This window comes from Methylobacterium oryzae (genome assembly GCF_021398735.1).
Classification (GTDB): Bacteria; Pseudomonadota; Alphaproteobacteria; order Rhizobiales; family Beijerinckiaceae; genus Methylobacterium.
Window position 1 is genome coordinate 800,583 of sequence record NZ_CP090349.1, and the last position, 25,129, is coordinate 825,711.

Annotated in this window: 17 protein-coding genes and 1 pseudogene; 5 read left to right on the top strand and 13 right to left on the bottom strand. The window is 69.8% G+C overall.

All coding sequences use genetic code 11. The features are described from left to right. Nucleotides 1–116 precede the first annotated feature (116 nt). Together LXM90_RS03770 and LXM90_RS03775 are read left to right on the top strand one after the other, a co-directional pair. On the top strand, nucleotides 117–794 hold the full coding sequence (locus LXM90_RS03770) for a response regulator transcription factor (RefSeq protein ID WP_020091096.1): 678 nt from the start codon (nucleotides 117–119) through the stop codon (nucleotides 792–794). Continuing rightward, entirely contained in the window at nucleotides 787–2,205 is a 1,419-nt protein-coding gene (locus LXM90_RS03775) for a HAMP domain-containing sensor histidine kinase (RefSeq protein ID WP_042672347.1), read from the top strand. Before LXM90_RS03770 ends, LXM90_RS03775 begins: the two co-directional genes overlap by 8 nt. 516 nt (nucleotides 2,206–2,721) lie before the next feature. On the opposite strand, the gene LXM90_RS03780 is transcribed toward LXM90_RS03775, so the two are convergent. Further along, the gene (locus LXM90_RS03780; protein WP_026604614.1) at nucleotides 2,722–4,338 is read right to left on the bottom strand and encodes an FAD-dependent oxidoreductase; all 1,617 of its coding nucleotides are present in this window, start codon (nucleotides 4,336–4,338) and stop codon (nucleotides 2,722–2,724) included. Nucleotides 4,339–4,465: 127 nt separating this feature from the next. Here LXM90_RS03780 and LXM90_RS03785 point away from each other — a divergent pair. Further along, nucleotides 4,466–4,900, top strand: a pseudogene (locus tag LXM90_RS03785) (IS481 family transposase); the annotation flags it as partial. A 461-nt stretch (nucleotides 4,901–5,361) separates the two neighbouring features. Here LXM90_RS03785 and LXM90_RS03790 read toward each other — a convergent pair. After that, nucleotides 5,362–5,535, bottom strand: a complete 174-nt coding sequence (locus LXM90_RS03790) for a hypothetical protein (RefSeq protein WP_165923179.1) — start codon at nucleotides 5,533–5,535, stop codon at nucleotides 5,362–5,364. Between the two features lie 75 nt (nucleotides 5,536–5,610). After that, complete coding sequence (locus LXM90_RS03795; RefSeq protein ID WP_020091092.1) at nucleotides 5,611–5,877, bottom strand: hypothetical protein; 267 nt, start codon at nucleotides 5,875–5,877, stop codon at nucleotides 5,611–5,613. A gap of 977 nt (nucleotides 5,878–6,854) precedes the next feature. Between LXM90_RS03795 and LXM90_RS03800 the strand changes: the two genes are divergently transcribed. Then, nucleotides 6,855–7,079: a hypothetical protein gene (locus LXM90_RS03800; RefSeq protein ID WP_020091090.1), complete on the top strand. Its 225-nt coding sequence runs from the start codon at nucleotides 6,855–6,857 to the stop codon at nucleotides 7,077–7,079. Between the two features lie 499 nt (nucleotides 7,080–7,578). On the opposite strand, the gene LXM90_RS03805 is transcribed toward LXM90_RS03800, so the two are convergent. The 3 genes from LXM90_RS03805 to LXM90_RS03815 form a co-directional block, all read right to left on the bottom strand. Further along, nucleotides 7,579–8,907, bottom strand: coding sequence for an HlyD family type I secretion periplasmic adaptor subunit (locus LXM90_RS03805; protein WP_132368515.1), 1,329 nt, complete (start codon nucleotides 8,905–8,907; stop codon nucleotides 7,579–7,581). After that, entirely contained in the window at nucleotides 8,904–10,628 is a 1,725-nt protein-coding gene (locus LXM90_RS03810) for a type I secretion system permease/ATPase (protein WP_234081787.1), read from the bottom strand. The genes LXM90_RS03805 and LXM90_RS03810 overlap by 4 nt, the downstream gene beginning before the upstream one ends. A gap of 105 nt (nucleotides 10,629–10,733) precedes the next feature. Beyond that, the gene (locus LXM90_RS03815) at nucleotides 10,734–13,277 is read right to left on the bottom strand and encodes a hypothetical protein (protein ID WP_234081790.1); all 2,544 of its coding nucleotides are present in this window, start codon (nucleotides 13,275–13,277) and stop codon (nucleotides 10,734–10,736) included. Nucleotides 13,278–13,759: 482 nt separating this feature from the next. On the opposite strand from LXM90_RS03815, the gene LXM90_RS03820 reads away from it, so the two are divergent. Beyond that, complete coding sequence (locus LXM90_RS03820) at nucleotides 13,760–15,040, top strand: family 16 glycosylhydrolase (protein WP_020091085.1); 1,281 nt, start codon at nucleotides 13,760–13,762, stop codon at nucleotides 15,038–15,040. Nucleotides 15,041–15,242: 202 nt separating this feature from the next. Here the strand turns inward: LXM90_RS03820 and LXM90_RS03825 are convergent, their stop codons facing one another. The 7 genes from LXM90_RS03825 to LXM90_RS03855 form a co-directional block, all read right to left on the bottom strand. Next, nucleotides 15,243–16,190 carry a hypothetical protein gene (locus tag LXM90_RS03825; protein WP_234081791.1) on the bottom strand — a complete coding sequence of 316 codons (948 nt, stop codon included), beginning with the start codon at nucleotides 16,188–16,190 and terminating at the stop codon, nucleotides 15,243–15,245. A 190-nt stretch (nucleotides 16,191–16,380) separates the two neighbouring features. Continuing rightward, nucleotides 16,381–19,569, bottom strand: coding sequence for an efflux RND transporter permease subunit (locus tag LXM90_RS03830; protein WP_020091083.1), 3,189 nt, complete (start codon nucleotides 19,567–19,569; stop codon nucleotides 16,381–16,383). A 131-nt stretch (nucleotides 19,570–19,700) separates the two neighbouring features. Next, the gene (locus LXM90_RS03835; RefSeq protein ID WP_042672342.1) at nucleotides 19,701–20,873 is read right to left on the bottom strand and encodes an efflux RND transporter periplasmic adaptor subunit; all 1,173 of its coding nucleotides are present in this window, start codon (nucleotides 20,871–20,873) and stop codon (nucleotides 19,701–19,703) included. Nucleotides 20,874–20,938: 65 nt separating this feature from the next. Further along, nucleotides 20,939–21,217: a hypothetical protein gene (locus tag LXM90_RS03840; RefSeq protein ID WP_234081793.1), complete on the bottom strand. Its 279-nt coding sequence runs from the start codon at nucleotides 21,215–21,217 to the stop codon at nucleotides 20,939–20,941. Nucleotides 21,218–21,784: 567 nt separating this feature from the next. Continuing rightward, entirely contained in the window at nucleotides 21,785–22,060 is a 276-nt protein-coding gene (locus tag LXM90_RS03845) for a CsbD family protein (protein WP_020091080.1), read from the bottom strand. A gap of 175 nt (nucleotides 22,061–22,235) precedes the next feature. Then, entirely contained in the window at nucleotides 22,236–22,751 is a 516-nt protein-coding gene (locus tag LXM90_RS03850) for a hypothetical protein (protein WP_020091079.1), read from the bottom strand. Between the two features lie 7 nt (nucleotides 22,752–22,758). Next, nucleotides 22,759–24,879, bottom strand: a complete 2,121-nt coding sequence (locus tag LXM90_RS03855) for a M48 family metalloprotease (protein ID WP_234081795.1) — start codon at nucleotides 24,877–24,879, stop codon at nucleotides 22,759–22,761. Between the last annotated feature and the right edge of the window lie 250 nt (nucleotides 24,880–25,129).

The following is a 25,129-nucleotide window of genomic DNA, read 5'->3' on the forward strand; positions in this document are numbered from 1 at the left end:
TAATAAATTGGACGAAGCCGATGGGGCGCCACTAAATTCTGGTTCACAGTCGCTTCCTCGCGCAGACCGCAGGGCCGACATGCGACACACTGGCAACGCGGGAGGACCGGGTTCACGTGGCGAGGCTGCTGCTGATCGAGGACGACGGGGACACGGCCGGGGACGTGCGCGACGACCTGCGCGGGCGCGGCCACGAGGTCGCCTGGGCCGCGACCGGGCCGGACGGCGCTCGCTCGGCGCGGCAGGGCGGCTGGGACGCGATCATCCTCGACCGGATGCTGCCCGGCCAGGACGGGCTCGGCGTGCTGCAGGACCTGCGCCGGGACGGGGACCGGACACCGGCCCTCGTCCTCAGCGCGCTCGGCGACGTCGACGAGCGCATCCGCGGCCTCCGGGCTGGTGGCGACGACTACCTCGCCAAGCCCTTCGCGCTCGGCGAACTCGCCGCACGGATCGAGGCGTTGCTCCGCCGCCCGGTCGACACCCGCGAGACGCTGCTGCGGGTCGGAAGCCTGGAGATCGACCTGATCGCCGGGACGGGCCGGCGCGGCGCGCGCGACCTCGACCTCCTGCCTCGGGAACTCAAGCTCCTCGCCTATCTGATGCGCGCGCCCGGTCGGATCGTCACACGGGCGATGCTGTTCGAGGAGGTCTGGAACTACCGCTTTACTCCGAAATCGAACCTCATCGACGTCCATCTCGGCCGCCTGCGCCGCAAGCTTGAGGCGGCCGGGGAGGCGCCCCTGATCCAGAACGTCCGCGGCGTCGGTTTCACCCTCACGCCCGATGACTGACCTCCTGCGCTCGACCACCCTGCGGTGGGCGGTGGGGATCGCCCTGTGGTCGGTGCTTCTCGCCCTGACGATGTTCGCCTTCATCTACTGGCAGACGGCCTCCTACCTGCGGGAGGAACTCGCCGAGACCCTGCGGCTGGAAGTCCGCGCGGCCGCCGCCGACCCCGCCGCCACGGCGTTGCGGGTCGACACCTGGACCGCCATGGACCCGCATGCCCGGCACTATGGCGGCGACTTCGCTCCGGACGGCGTCCGGCGCGCGGGTAACCTCGATGCGATGCCGAAGGGGCTGCCGCGGGACGGGGATGCCTACCGGGTGAACGCCACGGTGGAGGTCGGGGGCCGCAGCCTCGCCGACGAGATCTGGGCCGCGGCCCTGGCGCTGCCCGGCGGCGGCACGGTGGTGATCGCCCACGACACCGACGACATCGACCGGGTGCGGGTCACGACGCTGCGGGCGCTCGGCCTCGGGCTACTGCCGATGCTGGCGCTCTCCGGGATCGGCGGCCTCGTCCTCGCCCGCCGGGGCCGCAGGCGGTTCGCCGCCACCGAGGTGGCGCTCGCCGAGGTGATGCGCGGCAACCTCGGCAAGCGCCTGCCGGTCGGAGGCCGGGGCGATGAGTTCGACCGCCTTGCCGCCAACGTGAACCGCATGCTCGACGAGATCGAGCAACTGATGGGCGAAGTCCGCAGCGTCGGCGATGCCGTCGCCCACGACCTGCGGACGCCGTTGACCCGCCTGCGGGCCCGGCTGGAACGCAGCCGGGCGCAGGCGCGAACGGTGGCGGAATTGCACGAGGCGATCGATCAGGGCCTCGCCTGGATCGACCAGACACTCGCGATGGTGACGGCCGTGCTTCGGATCGGCGCGATGGAGGAGGGCCGCCGGACCGCCTTCGCGCCGGTCGATCTCGGGGAGGTCGCCGCTGCGGCGGTCGACTTCTTCGAGCCCGAGGCTGAAGAGAGGGGCGTCCGGCTCGTCCTGTCGGCGGTGGGGCCTTTCACCGTCCACGGCGACCGGGACCTCTGCTTCGAGGCCCTGTCGAACCTCATCGACAACGCCGTGAAGTTCACGCCCCCCAGAGGGACCGTCCGGGTCGGGGTCGCCTGGACCGGCCAAGCGATCGAGGTGGCCGTGGAAGATACCGGCCCAGGCCTGCCGGCGAGCGAGCACGAGAAGGTCTTCCGCCGCTTCTACCGCGCCGAGATGTCCCGCCAGACCCCCGGCAACGGCCTTGGCCTCAGCCTGGTCGCCGCCATCGCCAAGATTCACGCCGCAAGCGTGAGTGTTCGCACGTCGGAAAAGGGTGGTTGCCGTTTCGCGATGACGTTCCCGAATTTGACCATCGAAGACCGCACGTCTTCTACTTATTGGACGGCTTCGAGAAAAGATCCGCTTGTCAATTTTTGAATGAATTTCTGGCCCTGCCCGCTAAATGATCTGCCAATGGGCTCGCGTATCAAGAAATGTCGCGGCACGTCTGCTTCCATGTCTATGCCAGTCGAAAGCGGGCCGTTTCAGATCCACCCATCTTGGACGTTCAGAAGAGCGCGTCGTGGTGGTGACCTGGCCGGTCACTAGGTCGAGCGGGGCGCGTTAGTGCCGGTCCTGCAGAGCTTCGCCACTGAGCGCTCTGTGTTCACGGCGCTGTGGCCGGAGAGCCGACGCGGCGATCCAAACGTGAAGGCTTTCCTGGCATTCCTCGGTGGTATGCTCCCATCCCCGACACCTTGGGACAAGCTGTTCGAAGGTGCGGCGAGGGCGTGAGTGGTCCCCGTGGAGATGTCCGCTTCGGGACATCCGCCGGTCGGAAGCAGGCGGGCAATAAGCCACCCGAAACAGTCTGGCAGATAGTCAGCAGAGCTTCCCAGAAACGGCCGTTCGTCGATCCGGCGCTCCGATCGTGTGCGTCCCGGGCGGCGAACTCTACGACCGAACGTGCTCCCACACCTTGGAGATGACGACCGATCCCTCGCCGACCGAGGCTGCGACCCGCTTGACGGAGCTGGCGCGGACGTCGCCGACCGCGAAGATTCCCGGATGCGACGTCGCGTAAGGCGAATGCGCGCCGATCGCGTCTCCGGTCAGGACGAAGCCGTGGCCATCGAGCTCGACGAGCCCCGAGAGCCAGCCGGTATTGGGGGCGGCGCCCACCATGACGAACACGGCGCAGGTCGAGATCCTGCGCGTCGCTCCGTCGGCGCCGGTGCGGATCGTGACCGCGTCGAGATGGTCGTCGCCGTGCAGGTCGGTGACTTCGGCCCCGTACTCGATCGTGATCGCCGGGTCTGCCTCGAGCCGGCTCGACAGGTACCTCGACATGGAGGTGGCGAGCGATTGCCCGCGCACCAGGAGGCGAACGTGCCGCGCTGAGCGGCTGAGATACATCGCAGCTTGGCCCGCCGAGTTGCCGCCGCCAATAATGATTGCCTCGGCATTCCGGCAGTAGCGCGCCTCGATCTCCGTCGCAGCGTAGTAGATGCCGGCGCCCTCGAACGCTTCGAGGCGGTCGATCGGCAACCTTCGGTACTGGACGCCGGTCGCGACGACGACGGCCTGTCCCCGAACGCGCCGGCCGTTGTCAAACGTCGCACAGAACGATCCGTCCTCGAGCCGCTCCAACTTCGCCACCCGTCGCGGCATCGCGAAGCGAGTGCCAAACTTCATCGCCTGGATCTCGCCGCGCCAGACGAGGTCGGCGCCCGAGATCCCGGTCGGGAAGCCCATGTAGTTCTCGATCCGGCTCGATGTGCCGGCCTGACCGCCGATCGCCACATCCTCGATGACCAACGCGCGCAGCCCCTCCGCACCCGCATAGACGCCCGCTGCCACCCCGGCCGGCCCGCCGCCCACGATGAGGACGTCGAAGGCCTCGTCGTCGACGAGGTTGTAGTCGAGGCCGAGCAGCCGCGCGACCTTGGCGGGCGTCGGCTCGGTCACGACCACGTCCCGGCCGAAGATGACCGCCGGTCGGTTTGCCGAGATCGAGCAGGCCGTTGCGACGCTTGCCGCCTCCGGGCTGCCCAACGGATAGGTCCTGTAAGGAAGCCGGTTGCGACTCGCGAACTCGGCGATCCGCCGTACGCTCCGGTCGTCGTCCTCGCCGATGAGCACGAGCGTGCCGTCGTGCGAGTCGAGCTGCCGCCGCCGCCGTGCGGCGAGGACTGTGATGATGATGTCCGACATCTCCGGGATCTCGGACATCAGTCGCAGCATCTCGGGGCGCGGCACCTCGGTGACGACCGTATCTGCGCTCGCCCGCATGGGCATCGACCAAACGCCGCCGTTCAGGAACGAGATTTCGCCCATGAACTGGGTCGGACCGAGGGTGGATGGGAGATGGCGCTCGTCCGTAAAGGGATTCACGACTTCGATCTCGCCGGCCTCGACATACACGAAGCGATCGGCTGGCTCACCGGCACGAACGAGAAAGGCGCCTGCGGAGTAGTGCTTCTCGGCCCCGATCGCCCGCAATGCGGCGACATGCGATGCAGCGAGGGGTATGCGCTGCATCTCCCGCAGGTCACGGCCGATCGTTTCCAAGGGTCGCTCCCGTCGTAGGCCATCCGCTGCGGCGCAGCATCGATGGCTCGGCCGCTACAGGCAAGACCCTCGATGTTTGATCCCGCGGTGTGGTGGTACGGTCGATCGTCATGCTGCGAGAGATGCCCCGCCGACAGTCCAGAAGTGGCGAACGCGGCAGACGACAGGTGATGCCGCTATGGGGTCGAAGCAGCCCCGTTCGACGGTTCTGACCCCAGCGGAGGAGGTCATCATCGTCGCCTTCCGCCGGCACACCCTGCTGCCGCTGGACGACTGCCTCTACGGCCTACAGCCCACGATCCCGCACCTGACCCGCTCGTCGCTGCACCGCTGCCTGGAGCGGCACGGCATCAGTCGCCTACCAGAAGGAAGGCGACAAGCCCAAGAAGAAGCGCTTCGCCGATCATCCCACGGCTACATGCACATCGATATCGCCGAGGTCAGGACAGAAGAAGGCAAACTTGACCTGTTTGTGGCCATCGACCGAACCTCGAAGCTGGCTTTCGCCAAGCTGGAAGCAGAAGCGAACCGCTACACGGCATCGGGCGTCCTGCGCGCGCTGACGAGACGGAGGGACATGGGTTGCCGCTGCGAAAGCGCAGCGATCCTGCTACCCTGCGCACAGCCGTCGCCGCTCGGTGGCGCACCTCAGCGCGAGGCAAGTCGATCATGCATAGCGCGGCGATCAGGTGGCTCGTTGTCGCGCTTGCGGGCTTCGTGAGCACCGAAGCTGTCGCGCGGCGTTCTCGAGCGAGCAGCCCCGCCCCGCGCGGCGCGACTGCGTTCTCCCCCTTCGCTTTCCCGCGACCGCCCAATACCGCGCCGCGTCCCGCCGGCGACGGGATCATCCACTGGAACACGCCGAACAAGGACGGCAACCTCGGCGGACCCGGAACAGGGGGAGGGGGCGGCGGTGGAGGCTGACCCCGCTCAGCTTCGCCATCGGGCGCCCGTGGTCCCGCACCCCGTCGCGGAAGGGGCGGCTCGGAAGCAGTGGCGGCAACCCTCAGGCAGGGACGCCTGTCAGACTGCACTCAGGCCCATCAGCACGACGGCCATTTGCCAGCCGACCACCAGCATCGCGGCGATCCACACCACCGTCGCCACGCCGCCTGCGACCATGATCATCGTGAGGAAGCGATCCATCCAGGGACGCATGGATTGATCCTGAACCGACACTGTCTCGATGTGAGCCATGATTCACCGTCGCATCAGCCTACCGAGGCGATGTCCGCAAGCTTGGTTCCTGCGGTGGAGCACATAGCCCGCCAGTCAGGCATACAGGAGGTAGAGCACGGTCGCCGGAGCGATCACGACATTGGCTGCGCCGAGGCACACGAGAATCATCACGGCTGTCGCATGGAGGTTCGGCCTGTTCTTGAACATCCATTCCGCAGGAAATGCGAGTACTGTGATCGGCAGCATGCAGAGGACGATCGAGATCCACAGCAGTGCACCCGGCACGAAAATCAGGAGACCGAGCCGGCTTCTGGGCAACCACTCCGTCCGTTGATCGCGTGCAAGGATGGCTTCCGACATCTGACGCGCCGCCCCCTCTTCCAGATGGCTAATGCAACTAAAAGTGGTATATGTCGGATTAGCGTCACCTCAACGGGAAATCCCACGGCGCCTCGGGTTCGGATTACGCAGAACCTGAGCAGCACCCGCCGTTGCGTTGCCCACCTGCCGATGGGCCTGTGAACACAGCAGGATGGCGGCGGCCGACAGGGTGAGCGGTAACGCGTTCCAGCCTCAGCGGCGGCGTGCGACCCTCGCCGCGACCCAAGGTGAGGCTGGCGCGGGTCTCAGCAGCGCATCGCCGGCCTCGAACCTCGCCACCTCATGGTCCGTGCCGCCCCCGGACCTGCTCTGAAGCGGGCTGTGGACCTCCTCAACATGGAGAACGCCCGATACCCGAAGACACGGAAGACCCGCGGAAGCTGCGTACGCTGCTGGGCGCGAGGCCCGCTTCGGTGCTGAGCGGCAGACCGCTCCTTCCGCCGGCTCCGGATGCGGCAGGGCTTGGCTGACGTCCCGGCGGTCGGCCTCTCGCGAAGGACCGCGATGAGGGCGATGTCGCGAAGCGGGAGACCGGAATTTGAGCGCGCCGGCTGGCGCAGGTCGATCCTGCCAGCCTCATGCAACAATCGGAGCAATCCTGGCGACATCCAGCTTGACCATAAGGCCGCCTCGGAACAGCCGAGCTGACGGGGCCACGATGACCAAGCCGATCACCCTGACGAACCGTCTCGTCGACGCCGTCGTGACGGCCGCCATGGCGTTCAGTCTCGTCGTGCACGCCCAGGTCATGATCCTGCCGCCGCACTTCGTGTGACGGACGATCGAACGTGGAGGATGCCGAATTGTCTCACCCGCTGTCGCGCGCGTGAGAAGGGGCCGTCGGCCCCGGCTCGGCAGTGCCGAGCAGCTGATCCCTCGCGAACCCAGCAGTTTGCCACATTGAACCATCACCGTTTCATGCACGTATGCGTTGTATATGGAGCTTGGAGGTTGTGATGCAGGCATCCGAATGCTGCATCATCCGGGTATCTATCGCCGCGAGCCTCGGCTGGCTCATCGCGATTACCCTGATGTGGAAGCATGGCGTGCTGGCCGCGCTGATCGTCAGCCCCTTGTTCGGGACCGCGGCGGCGATCGCCGCCATGACCCTGTTCTGGTTCGTGAGCCTGTTCGTCTCCTGCGAACCCATCGGGCCGCGGGCGTCTGACACCAACCGGTAGCAGGATCGGAGAAGGTCGCAGCGCCGAGCCATGTGCACCGGGATCGGCACGGCGCCGGCCGGCGCCCGATCGGAGCCGGGCGCGTCGGGGCGTGTCAGGTCCGCATCCTGCGAGGAGCAGGCGCAGCTGCTAAGACGTGGCCATGAAGCGGAGACCGCCTGACCGACTCGCGACGATCGCGATCCTCGCGGTCACCGCCGCGCTCGCAGCCGTGCTCGTTGTGAGGCTTCGTGACCCCACGCCACCGCACCGTGGCCCCCTGCCCAGTGCGTCCGCCGCCAGGCGATGAAGCTCCACAGCCCGCGTTGAACAAATGCAGCGGGTGGAAGCGGAATGGCTTCTCGCATGCGCGCCGCCCGCGAAGGCGGACGTGCGTTGGCCGGTGCTTCCCCGTGCTCGGACCGGCGTTTCGCCGAGCGCGACACAGTCGGTCCTGTAGGGATCGGCTCCGCGATCTCCGCAGGTTCCGTGACCGTCCATGCGGGCGACCGGGCGGATCTCACTTCTCCCGGAACGCCCGCCGGGCTTGATCGACGAGCGGCTTGGTGAGGTAGGAAAGTACCGTTCGGTCAGCCGTGCGGATGAAGGCCTCCACGGGCATGCCGGGCATCAACTTGGCCCCGTCCAGTCGCTTCATCTCCTCCTTCGTCACGCCCAGGCGAACGAGGTAGTAGAAGCTGCCGGTCCGCTTGTCCTCGCTCACATCGGCCGCGATCCGGGTCACGCGCGCGTTGAGTTCGGGTGTCGTCCGCTGGTCGAAGCTCGGGAAGCGCAACCCCGCGGCCTGACCGGTCTGCAACCGGTCGATGTCCTGCGGCGCCACACGTACCTCCGCGACGAGGGAATCCGCGGTCGGCACGATCAGCATGATCGGCTCGCCCGGGGAGATCACACCGCCGCGGGTGTGGACCGCGAGTTCGTGCACGTAGCCGGTCTGCGGCGCGCGGATCTCGATGCGCTGCAGCTGGTCGAAGGCCGTGATCCGCTGCTCGGTCAGCGTCGCCGCCTTGGCGCGGTTCTCGGCGAGCTCCTTCGCGACGTCGCTGCGGAGATTCTGCTCGAGCTGGATGATCTGCAGCTCGGTCTCCGAGACCTTGCCCTTGGTCTGCGCGATGTTGGCGACGAGGACGCCGCGCTCGCCTTTCAGGCGGGACATGTCGCGCTGGAGGCTCGTGAGCCGGGTCAGCTGGATGAGGTTCTTCCGCCAGAGATCCTCGACGCCCTCGTACTCCCGCCCGATGATCGCGGTCTCCTGCTCCTTCGCGGCGGCCTGCTCGGACAGGCCTTTGATCTCCTCGTTCAGCTGCCCGACCCGCTCGCGGAGCTGCGCCTTCTGGCCCTGGAGCGCGTCCTGTCGGAAGCGGAACAGCTTGCGCTCGCCGTCGACGATCCGGGCCACATCCGGTCCGGCTCCCTCGAGTTCGGGGGCGATGGCGAGGCTCGCGCGGCCGTCGCGTTCGGCCTCCAGCCGGGCATTGCGCGCCGCGATCTCCCACAGGCTCTTGGTGACGCTGTCGTAGGTGGCCTTGGCGGTGGTCGCGTCCAGGCGGACCAGCAGGTCGCCCGCCTGGACGCGCGCGCCCTCCTGAACCGACAGTTCGGCGACGACGCCGCCGGTCGGATGCTGGACCTTCTTGATGTTGCTCTCGACCACCAGCGAGCCCGTGGCGATGATGGCGCCGGACAATTCCGTCGCCGCCGTCCAGGCCCCCGCGCCCGTGGCGACCACGATCACGGCGGCGACGCCGGCGACGTGCCGCCGCAAGGAGCGGCGCGTCTCGTATGTCGGATCCGTAGCCGGCCCGTCAGGCGTGCGATCCGTCGTCATGCGACCCTCGTGGGCGTCTGCCGCGTCAGGGCGTTCAGCTTCGACAGAACTTCGTCGCGCGGGCCGTGCAGCTGCACGCGCCCGTCCCCGAGGACCAGGATGCGATCGACCGCCGCCAGCGCGCTCGGCCGGTGCGCGATCACCACGACGATGCCGCCGCGGGCGCGCACGCCCTGCACGGCGGCGGACAGGGCGCGATCGCCGTCGACGTCGAGATTCGAGTTCGGCTCGTCGAGGACCACGAGGAACGGATCGCCGTACAGCGCCCGCGCGAGCGCGATCCGCTGCCGCTGACCCCCGGAGAGGCCCAGGCCGCCGGTACCGACGCGGGCGTCGTAGCCGCCCGGCAGCCGGAGCACGACCTCGTGCACGCCGGCGGCCCGGGCAGCCGCCAGCAGGGCCTCGGGGTTGGGCTCGGGATCGAAGCGCGTGATGTTCTCGGTGATCGTGCCGTCGAACATCTCGATGTCCTGCGGCAGGTAGCCGACCGCGCGCCCGAGGGCATCGGGATCCCACTGATCGATCGCCGCGCCGTCGAGGCGGATCACGCCGCGGTTCGGGCGCGCCAGCCCGACGAGGGCACGGGCGAAGGTGGATTTGCCGGAGCCGCTGGCTCCGATCACCCCGAGGGCGCTTCCGGGCGCGAGGGCGACGTTGACGTCGTGGAGCACCAGGGTGTCGGTCCCGGGCGCCGCGATCGACAGGGCCGTCACGCGCACGCTCTCCCGCGGCGCCGGGAGCGGCGTGAGGGCGGCGGGCTCCCGCCGGGGCAGGAACGCGACGAGGCGGCCCCAGGCCTGCCGGGCGCCCGAGAACGACTTCCAGTTGGCGATCGCCAGGTCGACCGGCGCGAGGGCGCGCGCGGACAGGATCGTGGCGGCCAGCATAACGCCGGCCGTCGCCTCCTCGCGGACCACGAGGAAGGCGCCCAGGCCGAGGATGCCGGATTGCAGCACCGTGCGCAGCAGGCGCGCCGTCGTGCCGAAGCCGATGGCCAGGTCGTTCCCGTACGCCGCGACGTCGAGGTTCCGCCGGGCCCGGATCTGCCAGAGCTCCGCGATGCGGGACCGCATCCCGAGCGCCGAGAGCAGCGGTGCCGTCCGGTGCGCCATGTCGGTGAAGGACCGGCGCTCACCGGCCGTTCGGACGGCCTCCTGGGTGGACGCGGACGAGGCCCAGTCCGTGAGGATCGTCAGCACGCACAGGAACAGGGCGCCCCCGGCCACCGCCGCGCCGAGCCAGGGATGGAACAGGAAGCAGACCGCGACGTAGAGCGGCACCCAGGGCAGGTCGAAGAAGGCGCTGACCGCCATGCTCGACACGAAGCCGCGGACGGTGTCGAGATCGCGCAGGGCCTGGGGCCCGTCATCGCTGCGCGGCATCTCGGCGCCGCGGACCAGCAGGGTCCGGAAGATCCGCGGACCGAGGCGCTCGTCGACGAGGCGCGCGAAGCGCGCCAGGATCCGGGCACGGAAGATCTCGAAGACGCTCTGGATCACGAGCAGCATCAGCGTGATGCCGGCGAGACCGACGAGCGTCGCGATGCTCCGGCTCGGCAGCACCCGGTCGTAGACCTGCAGCATGAAGATCGGGGCCGTGAGCATCAGCAGATTGATCAGACCGCTGACGATCATCACGGTGATCAGGCACGTGCGCCCGGCCCTGACGGCGGACCAGAACTCGCGCCGCTTCGCGACACGCAACACGCGTTCATCGGTCACAGGTCGATCCCTCGGCTTGGCACGTCAGCGGAGCGGTTCGGGCCGAAGCGGGTCGGGCCCCGGCGTCGCGGAAGCCCCCGCCGCGTCGGCGGCGCGGGCCGCGTTTCACAGGCCGAGCAGGTGCAGGCCGCTCGTGGCCGTGTGGGGAGTCGGGTCCGTGTGCTGGACTTCGGTGTGGCCGCCGAGATCGATCGTGGCGACGCCGAGATCGACGCTCACGCCCTGGGAGGCGCCCGCCTCGGCCGGCGCGGCGGAGGTCCCCGACACCGCGTCCACGAGGTGGCCGACGAGGGAGTCGGCACCGCCGCCCGTCTGCGGCAGGTGGATGCTGTCGCCGCTGAGCAGGTTCGCCGTGGCAAGACTCGGCTGATCGGCGCTCACCGCGACCGCGCTCACGTCGACGGTGTGGGCCGGATCGGCGGCGGGCGTGAGCACGGCGACGTCCGCCACCGGCGTCGAGGTCGTCGGGCCCGCCGACACGTCGATCAACGGGTGGGTCTCGGCTCCCGGCTCGCCCGACGTGCCGCCGGTGAGCGTGCCGAGCAGGTTTCCGACGGCGCTCCCTGCCCCACCGGTCTCGCCCCCGCCCAGGACCGTGGTCACGGTCCCGACGACGCCGTCGACCGGGGAGCCCGCCTGGTGGCCGTCCCCGCCGGCCGCGGGAAGGATCCCCGCCACCGAGCCCACGACGCCGCCGGCCGCCTCCGTCACGGACCCGAGATCGCTCGCGACCTGCGTCACCGCGGGGCCTCCGTCGCCGTTCAGGACCGCGCCCGGCAGATTGACGACATCGGTCACGAGGTTGCTCGACCCGCCGAGCTCCCCCAGGCCGACCGTGGTTCCGAGGTTGATCACGGCGTGGAGCGGGTCGTTCAGGACCGGCACATCGTGGCCGACCTGTTCCAGGGCCGCATGGACGCCGTCGATCAGCGTATTGGCGACGTCTCCGACCGGCTGCAGCGGCGCGTTCGTCCCGAGCAGCGCGCCGGCCGCGCCGGAACCCGGGCCTCCGTTCAGGCCGCCCAGGAGACCGTCGAGGGCTCCGGCACCCTGGTCCCCCGTCAAGCCGCCGAGGGCGGAGGTGACCGGTGCCAGGAGACCGCCGCCCGGCAGGCCGGATCCGAGACCGCCGCCGGCCGAGTCGAGGAGGCCGGTCGCGGAGCCGACGACGCCGCCCAGCGCGCCCGCCACGTGCCCGAGGTCGTCGACGACCTGCGCCACGCCTCCGGGCGCGTTCCCGGTCAGGATCGCGCCGGGCAGGTTGATGGTGTCGGTGAGCAGGTTGTGGCTGTCGCCGAGTTCCCTCAGTCCGACCGTGTTGCCCAGCGCGATCACCGCGTGGAGCGGGTCGTTGAGGAGCGGCACGTCGTGTCCGACCTGCTCCAGCGCCCCGTGGACGGTGTCGATCAGCGTGTTGGCGACAGCGCCCACCGGCTGCAGCGGCGCGTTCGGCCCGAGCAGGGTGCCGGTTCCGTCCGGAGCGCCGCCGGTCACGGTGCCGAGCAGGCCATCCACCGCGGCGGTGACGCCGCCGAGCAGTCCGCCGGCCGCACCGGCCACCGCGCCGACATCGCCGAGGATCGGGGACAATGCGCCGAGCCCCTGGCCGCCCAGCAGGGCACCGGGCAGGGCCGCGGCGTCGGTCAGCAGGTTTCCGCCCTCGCCCAGATGGCCGAGTCCGAGGGTCTCGCCGAGATTGGTCAGGCCGTGGACAGCGCCGTTCAGCAGCGGGACCTCGTGCCCGAGATTCTCGAGGGTCATGTGGACGTCGAGGACGGCGGTGTTCGCGAGGTTCGCGACCGGGGCGAGAAGGCCGCCCGACGCGAGCAGCCCGCCGGCCGTCGCGGCCCCGGTGACGGAGGTGATCAGCGTGTCGGTCGCTCCGAGGATGGAACCGAGATCCGCGAGGACCGGCGTGGCCGAGCCGAGGCCGCCGCCAGTGAGGAGCGATCCCGGCACGGCGAGCGTGTCGGTCAGGAGATTGCCCGCCTCGCCGATGCGACCGAGGCCGACCGTCTCGCCGAGGCCCGTGAGGGCGTGGATCGGCGCGTTGAGCACCGGGACCTGATGGCCGACATCCTCCAGCGTCGTGTGCAGGTCGAGGACGGCTTGGTTGAGAATCCCCACCGCCGGCGCGAGCGTGCCGCCGGAGCCGACAAGGCCGTTGCCGGCCACGGGCAATGCTGTGACGGTATTCAGCAAGGTTCCGGCAGCCTCGGCGACCTGCCCGGCATCGTTCAACACCGGGACGACGCTGCCGGCATCGGTCGGGTTGGCGACGGCGCCGGTCAGGTCCGTGATCAGGTTGCCGGCCTCGCCGATATGACCGAGCCCGACCGTCTCGCCGAGATTGGTCAGACCGTGGAGCGGGCCGTTCAGCGCCGCGACCTGATGACCCGCGTTCTCGAGCTGCGCATGGGTGTCGAGGACGATCTGGTTCGCGGTATCGGCCAGCGCGCCGGGAAGCAGTGATCCGCCCTCGTCCGCCGCACCGACGTCGACGGCACTCTCGATGAGCGAGGTAATCGGACCGAGACTCGTCAATTGGCCGGTCGACAGTGCGGTGGAAGACAGTAGCGCGCTGGACCCGACCAGCCACTCAAGCGAGCGTGACGACGGGTTGAGCGCGGCGAGAGGGGACGACGACATGGGCACCTCCGGTTTTGATGCGTAACCGGCAGTACAATTATGGGTTGCGGACCCGAGCGTCGGTAAAGAATACCGAGCCTGCGGCCTGCCGTTGCTGCGTGCGGCCGGTCACGACACCGCCGAGGGAGGAGGTCCAACCGCGTCGCGCTTCGGTCGCGGACAGCAATATGCGTCGCAGAAATGACGTGCTCGACTATCATTTGTATTAGTATTTTGTATATAAAATCAGCCAGAATGGCAATGCTCGTTGTAATCCTAAAATCTCGGAGGATTACGGGATATACTTTCAAATATTCGCTGTCGATCGGCTCCTCCGTATCGATCTGCTCGGATCGACGGCGGCATCCCGCGCGTCGTGCCATCGACCAGACCGTGCCCGGCAATCATCGTCGGAACCCAGGCGCCCTGTTTTCCGATGCAGCTTATGATTGTATCGTGCGGCGCGGCCACTTCAGTGCGTGGCACGAATGGGCAGGTGATCCGTGGCCATTGATCCGAGGAATCTCGCCCAGACGGCGACACTCACCTACAGCCAGGACTTCAACACGCTGCCGCTCTGGGACGGCACTTCGGGTCTCGACACGTCCGGCGGCCCGCAGTGGAGCATCCACGTCACGTCGACCGGGACGCGGCCCTTCAATCAGGAGCAGCAATGGTATGTCCGCGCCGATCAACCCGACGGCAGCGCGCTCCCGAACCCGTTCCGCGTCCACGACGGCATCCTCACCATCACAGCCGCGCCGTCGGATCCGTCTCTGATCCAGGACCTGGGGGATCAGCCCTACACGTCGGGAATGGTCAATACCTTCCACAGTTTCAGCCAGACCTACGGCTATTTCGAGATGCGGGCCGAACTGCCCGCCGGTCAGGGCTTCTGGCCGGCGTTCTGGCTGCTCCCGGCGGACGGTTCCTGGCCGCCCGAGATCGACGTGATGGAGATGCTCGGGCACGATCCCGGCACGCTCTACACCACGGTGCACAGCCTGGCGCCCGGCCAGACACCCGGCAACCACACGATGAGCCAGGGGATCTCCGCAGTCGCCGACATGAGCGGCGGCTACCACACCTACGGCGTTGACTGGCAACCGGACACGCTGACCTTCTACTTCGACGGACAGGAGATCTATCGTACGCCGACGCCGGCCGGTCTGGACAAGCCCATGTACATGATCGCGAATCTCGCCGTCGGCGGCTCTTGGCCGGGCGACGCCGACGCGTCGACGCCATTTCCCGCGCAGATGAATATTGACTACATGCGGGCTTATCAGGCCAGTCCGGGCGCCGCGGCGCTTGAGCCGGTTTTTCACTTCTACGACGCCGCCTCAGGACGGCATTTCTACACGGCAAGCGCTGCAGAACGCGCGCAGCTTGAGAGCACCCCGTCGGGCTACGCCTATCAGGGCGTCGGCTGGGCCGCGCCAGTGTCATCGTCTGCCACGGCTGACGTCTTTCGATTCACCAACCCGACGACCGGCGACCACTTCTACACGACCAGCACCGCGGAGCGCGACGGGCTTCTCTCGGACGGTTCCGGCTACAACTATGACGGTGTTGCGTTCGACGCCTACGCGAGTTCGACCGCCGCGGGATCGCATGCGTTGACCGTCGAGCGGTTCGTCAACACCGAGAGCGGACGGCACTACTACGCTTCCAGCGCCGATGAGATCAGCTACATCGAGCAAGGTCACGCCGGAAGCGGCTGGATTGATGAGGGTCATGCCTTCACGTTGCATGCCCCGACTGCGAACATGTTCGGCATGTAATAGTCCTTCCGGAAGACCGGCTCCGGGGCAGCCAGTCCCACTTCTCGTCGCGACCGGGCCGCTTCAGCCGACATCCACGGCAGGCTCACCGCCCGTCGGCACGGGCGGTTCGGTCCCTCGACTGCTCCACCAGGGTCGCGTTCTCGGCGCCTGTCCGCCCACCCTGAGGCTCGCAGGCCGCGGTGCGGCGACAGGGCCGCGATCAGAAGCTGTACCCGACGCGCAACCGCATCTGATGGCGGTCGAAGCTCGACAGGTCGAGCGGGCCGGGCTCGCCCGTCGCCTGCCCGGCGACCTGGAAGCTCCAGGTGAACGAGGCCCAGGCCTGGGGTGACAGGGTCATGTAGGCGGTCGGTCCGAGATACACGGCCTCGCCCGCGAACCGGTCGAGCGCCAAGCCGTCGTAGGTCCGGGCATAGCGTGCCTCGCCGCCGAGGAAGAGGCCGGGCCGGACGCAGTAGGCCAGCGCCCCCGCCACCTCGATCCCCGATCCGCGCACGGGCGCGTCCATCACGGTCAGCCGCGTCGTCGAGAGCGCGAAGCCGACATTGACGGCGGCGATCAGCTTGCCGGGGATGATCTCGCGATCCGCCAGCAGGCCGATCTCGGTGGCGAAGCTGCGCGCCGGCACGCCCGTCCCGCTGTCGACGGTTCCGTAGCCCGGCACGATGTTGAGGGTCAGGCCGAGGGGGGCCGTCCGGCGATCCATCAGGCGCACCCGGGTCTCGAGGAAGCCGCCGTTGAAGCCGCCCGTGGTCCGGGCCGGGGTGCCCGGCGCGCCGATGTCGTAGGCGTTGAAGGTGACGCCCGGGGCCAGGCGGAAATCGTTGGTCAGCGGCACCTTCAGGGCCAGGGAACTGTCCACGGTCAGGAAGCGGGCGACGCGCCGGCCGAGTCGCCCGCTCGTCTCCCATTCCAGCTCCGCCTCCCCGGGAACGCCGAGGTCGCTCCCCTCGGTGAAGCCGAACAGATGCTCGCTGTCGAGGTCGCCCGGCGTCAGGTTCTCGGCGGCTGTGGGCAGGGACTGGGCCAGTGCCGGCCCGAGCGCTGCGGCCATCCAGAGCCCCGCGGCCAACCCGAGCGCCGCGGCGAGGCCGCACAGGACCGATCCTAGAGCCGAGAGGCGACGCGGAGCGCCGGTGTGCGTCATAGCCCTGACCCATCATTATAGCTAATGCTATATCTAATAGGGTGGGCGATGTAAGGCCGTCAACGGTCGAGCATGCCGGACGCGTGGTCTCCGGAGGTCCGGTCGCGGATCCGGCGCCGCGCGTCGGAGGGAACGGCGTCGCGCGGTGACGGCGGCGCGGGGCGGAACCGCGCCGCGTCCGCGCTCCGGCTCACGCCGGTCCGGTCTCGGGGGTTGTCCCGGCCGGGGGCGGGGACGCGACAGGCCCGGGCTGCCCCCGGCGCGCGCGGCGCTCCTCGATCCGCTGCAGGATCACGTAGAAGGACGGCACGAACAGCACCGCCAGGCAGGTCGAGGCGAGCATGCCGCTGAACACCGTGATGCCGATCGACTTGCGCGCCGCGGCCCCGGCCCCGGAGGCGGTGACGAGCGGCAGCACGCCGAGGATGAAGGCGAACGAGGTCATCAGGATCGGGCGGAAGCGCAGCCGCGCCGCCTCCACGGCGGCGGCCGCGATGTCGAGTCCGGCCTGCCGCTTCTCGCGGGCGACCTCGACGATCAGGATGGCGTTCTTGCTCGCCAGCGCGATCAGCAGGATCAGGCCGATCTGCGTGTAGAGGTTGTTGGCGACGCCGAGCAGCAGCAGCGCCCCGACCGTGCCCAGCAGCGCCAGCGGCACGCCGAGCAGGACCGCCAGCGGCAGGATCCAGCTCTCGTACTGGCCGGCCAGGACCAGGTAGACGAGGAGGATGGCCAGCGCGAACACGAGGTAGATCTGCGCGCCGACCGCCTTCTCCTGGTACGACATCGCCGTCCAGTCGTAGCCCGTGCCCGGCGGCAGCACCTTGGCGGCGATCTGCTGCATCAGGTCCAGCGCCTGCCCGGAGCTGAAGCCCGGCGCCGCCCCGCCCACGATCGTCGCCGTCGGGTAGAGGTTGTACAGGCTGATCAGGGACGGGCCCTGCACGGACTTGATCTCCACGACGGTGCCGAGCGGCACCATCACGCCGTTGCCGGCGCGCACCTTCAGGTTCTCGACGTCCTCGGGGCGGAGCCGGTAATCGGGCGCGGCCTGCACGTAGACCTGGAAGGTCCGGCCGAACTTGTTGAACTGCGTGACGTAGGACGACCCGACGTAGCTCGAGAGGGTCGAGAAGACCTGCCCGACCGTCACGCCGAGGGCCTCGGCCTTGACCCGGTCCACCGCGATCGCGATCTGCGGCACGCCGGCCCGGAACGAGGTGTTGAGCTTCCGCAGCCCGGATTGCGAGTTCCCGTCGGCGACGACCGTCCGGGCGAGGCTCTCCAGCAGGGGGTAGTCGAAGTCGCCGTTGCGCAGCTCGATCTGCATGGTGAAGCCGCTGGCGTTGCCGATGCCCTGGATCGGCGGCGGGATCAGCACGAAGGTCTCGGCGTCCTCGACGCCCGCCAGCATCGTGTTGAAGCGCTCGTAGAGGCTGCGCAGATCCTGGCCCCTCTCCTTGGCCCGGACATCCCAGTTCTTGAGAACCACGTAGGCGACGCCGGCATTGGGCAGGCTGGCGCTCGAATCGAGGACCGAGATCCCGCTGATCGAGAGCACGTTGTCGACGCCCGGCGTCGCCTTCGCCTGGACGCTGATCCGCTGCATCACCGCGTCGGTGCGCTCCTTCGAGGCCCCGTCCGGCAGCTGTGCGCCGATCAGGACGTAGCCCTGGTCCTCGGTGGGCAGGAAGGCGGTCGGCAGGCGGGTCAGCCCCCATCCGGCGAGCCCGATCAGCAGGAGCGCCACGGCGACCATGAGGCGGCTGCGCCGGACCATGGTGGCGATCAGCCGGGCGTACCAGCCCTCGAGGACCCCGTAGACGCGGTTGAAGCCGCGGTAGAACACGTTCCGCTTCTCCGGCGGCACCGGCTTGCGCAGCCACAGGGCGCACTGGGTCGGCTTCAGGGTGGCGGCATTGATCGCGCTGATCAGCGCAGTGGCGGCGATCACCAGGGCGAACTGCTTGTAGAGCTGCCCGGTCAGGCCGGGCAGGAACGCGGCCGGCACGAACACCGACATGAGCACCAGGGTGATGCCGATGATCGGGCCGAACAGCTCCTCCATCGCCTTCTCGGCCGCCGCCCGGGGCGAGAGGCCCTCGTCGATGTGGTGGGAGACCCCCTCGACGATCACGATGGCGTCGTCCACCACGATGCCGATGGCCAGCACGATCGCGAACAGCGTCGAGAGGTTCACGCTGAAGCCCATCGCCGCCATGGCGGCGAAGGCGCCGATGATCGTCACCGGCACCGTCGTCGCCGGCACCAGCATGGCGCGCCAGTCCTGGACGAAGACCAGGATGACGATCAGGACCAGGACGGCCGCCTCGAACAGCGTCATGTAGACCTCGTGGATCGAGGCCTGCACGAACTCCGTCGTGTCGAACGGGATGGCGTAGACGAGGCCCGACGGGAAGGTCTTCGCGAGCTCGGCCATCCGAGTGCGGACCGCGTTCGCCACCGTCAACGCGTTCGCCTCGGGCAGCTGGTAGATGCCGATGCCGGCGGCGGGCTGCCCGTTCAGCGTGAACGACTGGCTGTAGGTCTGCGCGCCGAGCTCGACGCGGCCGACGTCGCGCAAGCGGGTGATGCGGCCGCCGTCCTGCGCGTCCGCCTTGACGACGATGTTCTCGAAGTCCGGGGCGCTGTTGAGCCGCCCGTTGACGTTGAGCGTGTACTGGAAGTCCTGGCCGGCCGGGACCGGCGGCATCCCCACGGCGCCCGCGGTGACCTCCTGGCTCTGCTGCTGCACGATGTTGATGATGGCGTCGGGGGTGAGGCCCCGGGCCTGCACAAGGTCGGGATCCAGCCAGATCCGCATCGCGTACTGGCCGGCGCCGAAGACCGTGACGTTGCCGACGCCGGGCAGCCGGGCCAGCTCGTTCTGCACGTTGATGACGCCGTAATTCGACAGGAACAGGCTGTCGAACTTCCCGTCGCTGGCCGACAGTGTGACGAATTGCAGGACCGCGGTGGATTTCTTCTGGGTCGTGACGCCCTGGACCTGGACCGCCTGCGGCAGCGACGACATCGCGATCGCGACCCGGTTCTGCACCAGCACCTGGGCCTGATCGCCGTCCGTCCCGATCGCGAAGGTGACCGTGAGGGTGTAGGTGCCGTCGCTCGCGCTGGTCGACTGCATGTAGAGCATGCCCTCGACGCCGTTGACCTGCTGCTCGATCGGGAGCGCCACCGTGTCGACCACCGTGCGGGCGCTCGCACCCGGGTAGCGGGTGGTGACCTGGACCGTCGGCGGCACGACGTTGGGATACTGCGACACCGGCAGGTTGAAGAGCGACACCGCGCCGATCAGCACCATGACCAGGGCCAGCACGTTGGCCAGGACCGGCCGCTCGATGAAGAAGCGCGAGATCATGCCGTTGGCCCTCGGTGCCGGCGTCTCAGGGGCGGCCCGCCGCCAGGGCGGGACGCGGGGTGGCGGAGATCACTGTCCGATCGTCGGGCGTGTCGGCCTCGTCGGCAGCGCCGGGACTTCCGGACGACGGCTCACCGCGGGAGTGGCGCCGGGTCGGGCAAGGCTTCGGCCACCGCCACCTTCTGGGGCGCGACCTTCGCCCCTGGGATTGCCCGCTGGATGCCGTCCGTGACGACCCAGTCGCCGGGTGCGAGCCCGGTCTCGATCACCCGGTAGCGCCCGTCCCGGGGCCCGAGCGTCACCACCCGCTGCGAGACCGTGTCGTCGGCGCCGACCGTGAGCACGTAGCTGCCCTGCTGGTTCGTCCCGATGGCGTCGTCGCGCACCAGCAGGGCCTTGTCCTGGCGCCCGACCGGGACCCGGACCCGAACGAACAGGCCCGGGAGGAGCGCGTGGTCGCCGTTCTCGATGAGCGCCCGCGCCATCAGCGTGCCGGTGGACGGGTCGACCTGCGGCGCGAGGTAGTCGAGCTTGCCCGCATGCGGATAGCCGGTCTCGGTCTGCAGGCCGATCTCCACCGGGATCCTGGATAGGTCGCCCAGCGTCCGGTGCGTGGCGAGCAGGTGCTCCTTGACCAGCAGCACCTGCTGCTCGCTGATGTTGAAGTAGACGTAGAGCGGATCGATGCGCACGAGCTGCGCCAGCTTGGTCGGTCCGCTGATGCCGACGAGCGCCCCGACATCCGCGAGGTGGTTGGTGACCACGCCGTCGAACGGTGCGGAGACCTGCGTGTAGCCGAGATTGATGGCGGCGATGTCGAGGTTGGCCTGCGCCTCCATGACGGCGGCGCTGGCTTGGTCCTGCTTGGTCTTCGCGTCCTCGACGCGCGCCTGCGAGGCGAATTCCTGCCGGCCCAGCGTGGACTGGCGCTGATACTCGGACTGGGCATTCGCTAGGGCGGCCTGCTGCGCCGCCAGGGCGCCCTGCGCCTGCTTGAGCTGCGCCTCGTAGGTGTTGCGTTGGATCGAGAAGAGCGGCGTGCCCTTCTTCACGACGGCGCCGTCCTTGTAGGTGATCGCCTCTAGGAAGCCCTGGACCCGTGCCTCGAGCTCGACGGCCGCGAACGCCTTGGTGTTGCCGGTGAGTTCGAAGTAGCGCGTGACCGTGCGCACGAGCGGTTGCGCGACCGAGACCGTCGGCGGCGGTGGGGGAACGTACTGGTTCGCATCGCGGCAACCGGCGGCGAGGCCCGCGATGGCCGCCAAGGCGAGGAGACGGAGGGATCCGGGAAGCTGCAGCACGATCGGCACGGTCGACCCTCAACCTGAGAGCGTTACGGGACGGTCTTCGGTCTCGGTCCTGACGCGCACTACTGATCGTCCTCGGCCTTGGCTTCCCGGGCGAGGGTCAGGCACTCCAGCAGATCGACGTAGCTGGGCAGGCCGTCGAGCTGGGCCTCCGCCGCGCAGCGCGTCCGATCGACCGCCGGGAAGCTGGACCACTTCTTCGCCACCTCGGCACGGGCCGACCCCTCGTCCTGGAGGCAGAGCTTCTGCCGAACGGGATCGAGGGTCATCGCCGTCGTCGCCGCTCGGCAGCTGCCGTGAACGTCGAAGACCGGCATCTTGTCCGAGACCGGCGTCGTCAACGCCAGCTCCAACAGCAAGGCGGGGACAGCAAACATCATGATCGGCACACCCGCGCGTCGCGTCGACCGGACGGTCCGGTCGATCCTTGTTCTGGCGGCCCCACACGGTTGCCGTGCCCTGCAGCAATACAGGTTCGATACTCAAGACCGGCCCGATTCGGTCGCCTATCCTGTATCGATAGCATATGTCGCGGTTAAGTTGTTGCAGCAAAAATCGTTATCAACCACGGCGCACTACCTAAAGCGGTGGCGTCCGGCAGAGCGGCCGTATGATTTCTGTGATGTCTGCCAAGTGAGTAAGATAGAATGAAAAATTGGAACGTTTGCTAAAATAATGAGAGCTTTCCCGCGTAATAGGTCGATTGGGCGAGTACGCAGGGCAACTGTACGATCGCTCGGGCCGCGGGCACCGGCGCCAGCCTGGCGCTGTCCGTCGCGCCCGGCGCGGCCAGTGGCTCCGGCTCCGGGACAGGCCGAGGCGTCGACGGTGTCCGTCATGCCGGCCGGCGAGGCCGTTTCGATCGGTGCGCCGGGTCCCGGCCATGGCGCGGCCGGGACCCGGTCCGCCTACTTGTCGAGGGCGTTCTCGACGGCGTCCTTGGCCTTGCCGCGCTCCTGCTGGGCCTGGCCCCGGAGCTTCTGGTCGCGTCCCTCGGCCTTCAGCGCCTCGTCGTCCGTCAGGTTGCCGACGCCGCGCTTGGCGCCGCCGACCGCCTCGTTGGCGAGGCCCTTGAGCCGGTCGACCGCGCCCGCCGTCGTCGGCGTGTCGTCGGCCAGCGCCGGGCCTGCGAGGGCGAGGCCGAGGAGGGCGCCACGAAGCGCCGTCTTGCGGGTGCTGCTCATCCGGTTCTCCCGAGAGGTTCGAGGGAGCGCGGTCTGACCGACCGTCCGCGCCGGCGCAATGACACACACGTACCGGATCGCCGGACCGGCAACCGGTACGGCACCGGTCCGCCGGTTCGGGCGTGTCCCGTGGCGCGGACGGCCCTGCGCGGCCGAGATCCCGGCGCGGGGCCGGTCAGGCGGCGGACCGGAACGCCGCGCGCCCGTTGCGGAGGATCGAGATCAGCGCACCGACGAGGCCGGCCAGGATCACCCCGTCGATCGCCAGGAGGGTGATCGCCCGGTTCCACAGCCGGTCGAGGCCGAGATCGGTGGTGACGGACTCGGGATGCGCCGGGTCGGCCATCACGCCGATCGTGTAGTCGCCCGTGTGCAGGCCGGTGAACACGTAGTTCACCCGGCGGGTCACGCTGCCCTGGGGCGTCCGCAGCGAGAGCGTCGCGTCGCAGATGTGGAACACGAGCTTGGTGCTGCACTTGCCGTCGCTCACGCGGGCGTTCGGGACGGGCCGGGCGGCCTCGCGGACCTGCCAGTCCGAGATCAGCACGGGCGCCGTGTAGACGGCGCTGGCTGCCAGGAGGCCGCCGAACAGCACGAAGCCGAACAGCACGCCCAGGATGACGGTCCAGCTCGCGCGGTCGGGCGGCAGGCGCAGGGTCTCGGCGGTCTCGGGCTTGGCGGGCGATCCCATGCGATCCTCAAGCAGGCAGGGCTTCGGGAGAGGGGGTGTGGGCGGCGACGGTCGCGCTCGCGGCGCGCTCGGCCAGGGCGCGGCGGGCGTGGTGCGCGGCCTGGTAGCGGGCGATCAGGTCGGCGAAATCCTGCGGCTTCATCCGGCGCGGCAGTCCGACCGTGAGCGTCACGATGCGGCGCTTCGGGTCGAGCTTCACGGGGTGTCGCCCCGGGGCCCGCTCCGGCCAGTCCGCGCCCGGCGGCAGCAGCAGGCGGGTGACGATGCCGCCGCGGCTCAGCGACATGTCGAGATCGGCGACGGCCTCCCAGGGGATCACCCTGTCGAGACCGGGCGCCGTCAGCCCCGCGGGGCTCAGGATCAGGGCGATCGGCTCGCCCCGCGACAGGACGAAGGCGCCCGCCGCGCCGAAGGCGGCCGCGAGGGTCAGCGCCACGGCCGACACGATCCGGGCCTCGTAGGGCGACAGCCCCGGGACGCGGAGCAGCACGAGCGCGAGCGCGGCGGCGGCGAAGAGGCCGGCGCTGGCGGACAGCGCGAGGCCGCGAGCGCGGTGGCTGGCGCGCAGCACCCGTTCCTCGGTTCCGACGTCCGCGGCGGTCGCCTCCAGATGCGCGCGGGCGGCGGCCTCTCGCGCGCGGACCGCGCCGAGGAAGTCCCGCGTCGCGGCCCGGCACAGGCCGTCGGGGTCGGCGAAGTAGGCGGCGAGCTGGTCGCGGGCCCGGGCCGGCGGCGCGGTTCCGGCCGCGGCGAGCAAGTCGGCGTCCACCGCCAGTCCGAGGGCCGCGACGCGGTCGCGGGTCGGCGGGTGGGTGTCGGTCGGGTGGGCCTGCTCGTCCTCGAGGCGCGCCGCGGGATCCTCGAGGCCGCGCGCGATCGCGCCGTCGAACGCCGCCGCCACGAGGTCGGCGGCGGCCGTCTCCGGCGCGTCGGCCGCCGCGTCCAGGGTCTCGACGACGCGCGGGCGCGCGGCGCCGTAGCGCAGGAGCGCCCGGGCCGAGGCGTCGGGGGAGGTCACGGCGGCGCCGGCCGCGTCGGCCGCGAACTCGCGCACCCGGCTCCAGTGGCGCACGGCGAGGTGGAACTGCTCCATCACGAACAGGCCGAGGCGGATCGACGGCCCGAGCACGCCGAGCGCGCCGCGCTCGCGCTCGGCCATCGCGTCGAGGGAGCGCCCGACGCCCGCGTAGATCGGCAGGAAGCGCTGGCTGTAGGCGGTGTCGCCGCCGGCGTAGTGGGCGAGTTCGTGCCCGAGGATCGCAGCCGTCTCGTCGACGCGCAGCAGGGCGAGATAGGGCAGGGGCACGTAGAGGATCCGGCCGTCGAGCCGCGCGCCGCCGGGCTCGAGCACGGCCGGGCCGGCGCTGACGAAGAAGCCCTCGGTGAGGCCGACGACCAGGGCCTCGGGCTTCAGCGCGCCCATCCGGTCGGCGAGCGCCTCGACGAGGCGCCAGAGACCCGGCGCCTCGGCCGGCGCGATCCGCCGCCCGAGGATCGGCAGCGGGTCGGGCGCGAAGGCGACGAGGGCCCGGCGCAGGCCGATCAGGGCGCCGCACGCGGCGAGGATCGTGGCGCCGACCGCGCCGGCCGCGATCGCCAGGAGCTTCACGCCGCCGCCGCTGAGGCCGCCGTCGACGAGCAGCCCGGCCTCGAACAGGACCACCGCCACGAGGCCGGCGGTCGCCGCCACGATCTGGGCGGCGAGGGCGGGCGGAAGCAGCCGCCGCACCAGCGAGAAGCCGCGGACCAGGGCGTCGCGCGACCCGCGTCCCAGCTGCCCGAGCAGGCCGCCGACGAGCAGAACGAGCACGGAGAGCGCCGCCGCGATTCCGCCGCCCGCGACCGCGACCGCCGGCAGCCTGCGCCGCCAGTCCATCACGGCGGCGAGGGTCCCCGCGTGGTCGCGGATCTCGCGGGCCTTCACCGCGGCGTAGGGGCCGCCGTAGAGGCGGCCGTCGTGCCGGAACTGCAGGCTGAAATCGGGGCGCCCGTCCCGCGGAGACCGCGCCTCCAGATCCGCCACGACCGCGCCGAGGCGGTCGCGCTCGGCCGCGAAGGCCCGCCAGTCGTCGCGGCCGCGCTGGCCCTGCCAGAGCCCGATCAGCAGGATCGCGAGCGGCAGCAGCACGGTCGCTGCCAGGAGCCCGGCGAGGGCGCGCGGTCGCGAGCGGTCGCGCGGGGGCGCTGCTTCGGCGATGGTCGGCTCCTGGATAGCGAGACGCCGGCGCGGCAGGGCGGGCGCGGCAGGATTGCGGTCGGGTCGGCGTCCCGGTATCGAGCCGGCGCAGCGAACAGTCTCGGTCCAGGAGGCTATAGATGCGGTCGAGCTACAGCTTCCGAGCGACAAAGATTGGGCGCAACCGGATCGATAACCGATT

Bases quoted from the DNA above. Each gene is read 5' to 3' on its own strand.
- LXM90_RS03850 (WP_020091079.1), bottom strand. From the start codon at position 22,751: ATGGGATCGCCCGCCAAGCCCGAGACCGCCGAGACCCTGCGCCTGCCG.
- LXM90_RS03790 (WP_165923179.1), bottom strand. From the start codon at position 5,535: ATGGCTCACATCGAGACAGTGTCGGTTCAGGATCAATCCATGCGTCCC.
- LXM90_RS03795 (WP_020091092.1), bottom strand. From the start codon at position 5,877: ATGTCGGAAGCCATCCTTGCACGCGATCAACGGACGGAGTGGTTGCCC.
- LXM90_RS03815 (WP_234081790.1), bottom strand. From the start codon at position 13,277: ATGTCGTCGTCCCCTCTCGCCGCGCTCAACCCGTCGTCACGCTCGCTT.
- LXM90_RS03845 (WP_020091080.1), bottom strand. From the start codon at position 22,060: ATGAGCAGCACCCGCAAGACGGCGCTTCGTGGCGCCCTCCTCGGCCTC.
- LXM90_RS03800 (WP_020091090.1), top strand. From the start codon at position 6,855: ATGCAGGCATCCGAATGCTGCATCATCCGGGTATCTATCGCCGCGAGC.
- LXM90_RS03830 (WP_020091083.1), bottom strand. From the start codon at position 19,569: ATGATCTCGCGCTTCTTCATCGAGCGGCCGGTCCTGGCCAACGTGCTG.
- LXM90_RS03825 (WP_234081791.1), bottom strand. From the start codon at position 16,190: ATGACGCACACCGGCGCTCCGCGTCGCCTCTCGGCTCTAGGATCGGTC.
- LXM90_RS03805 (WP_132368515.1), bottom strand. From the start codon at position 8,907: ATGACGACGGATCGCACGCCTGACGGGCCGGCTACGGATCCGACATAC.
- LXM90_RS03775 (WP_042672347.1), top strand. From the start codon at position 787: ATGACTGACCTCCTGCGCTCGACCACCCTGCGGTGGGCGGTGGGGATC.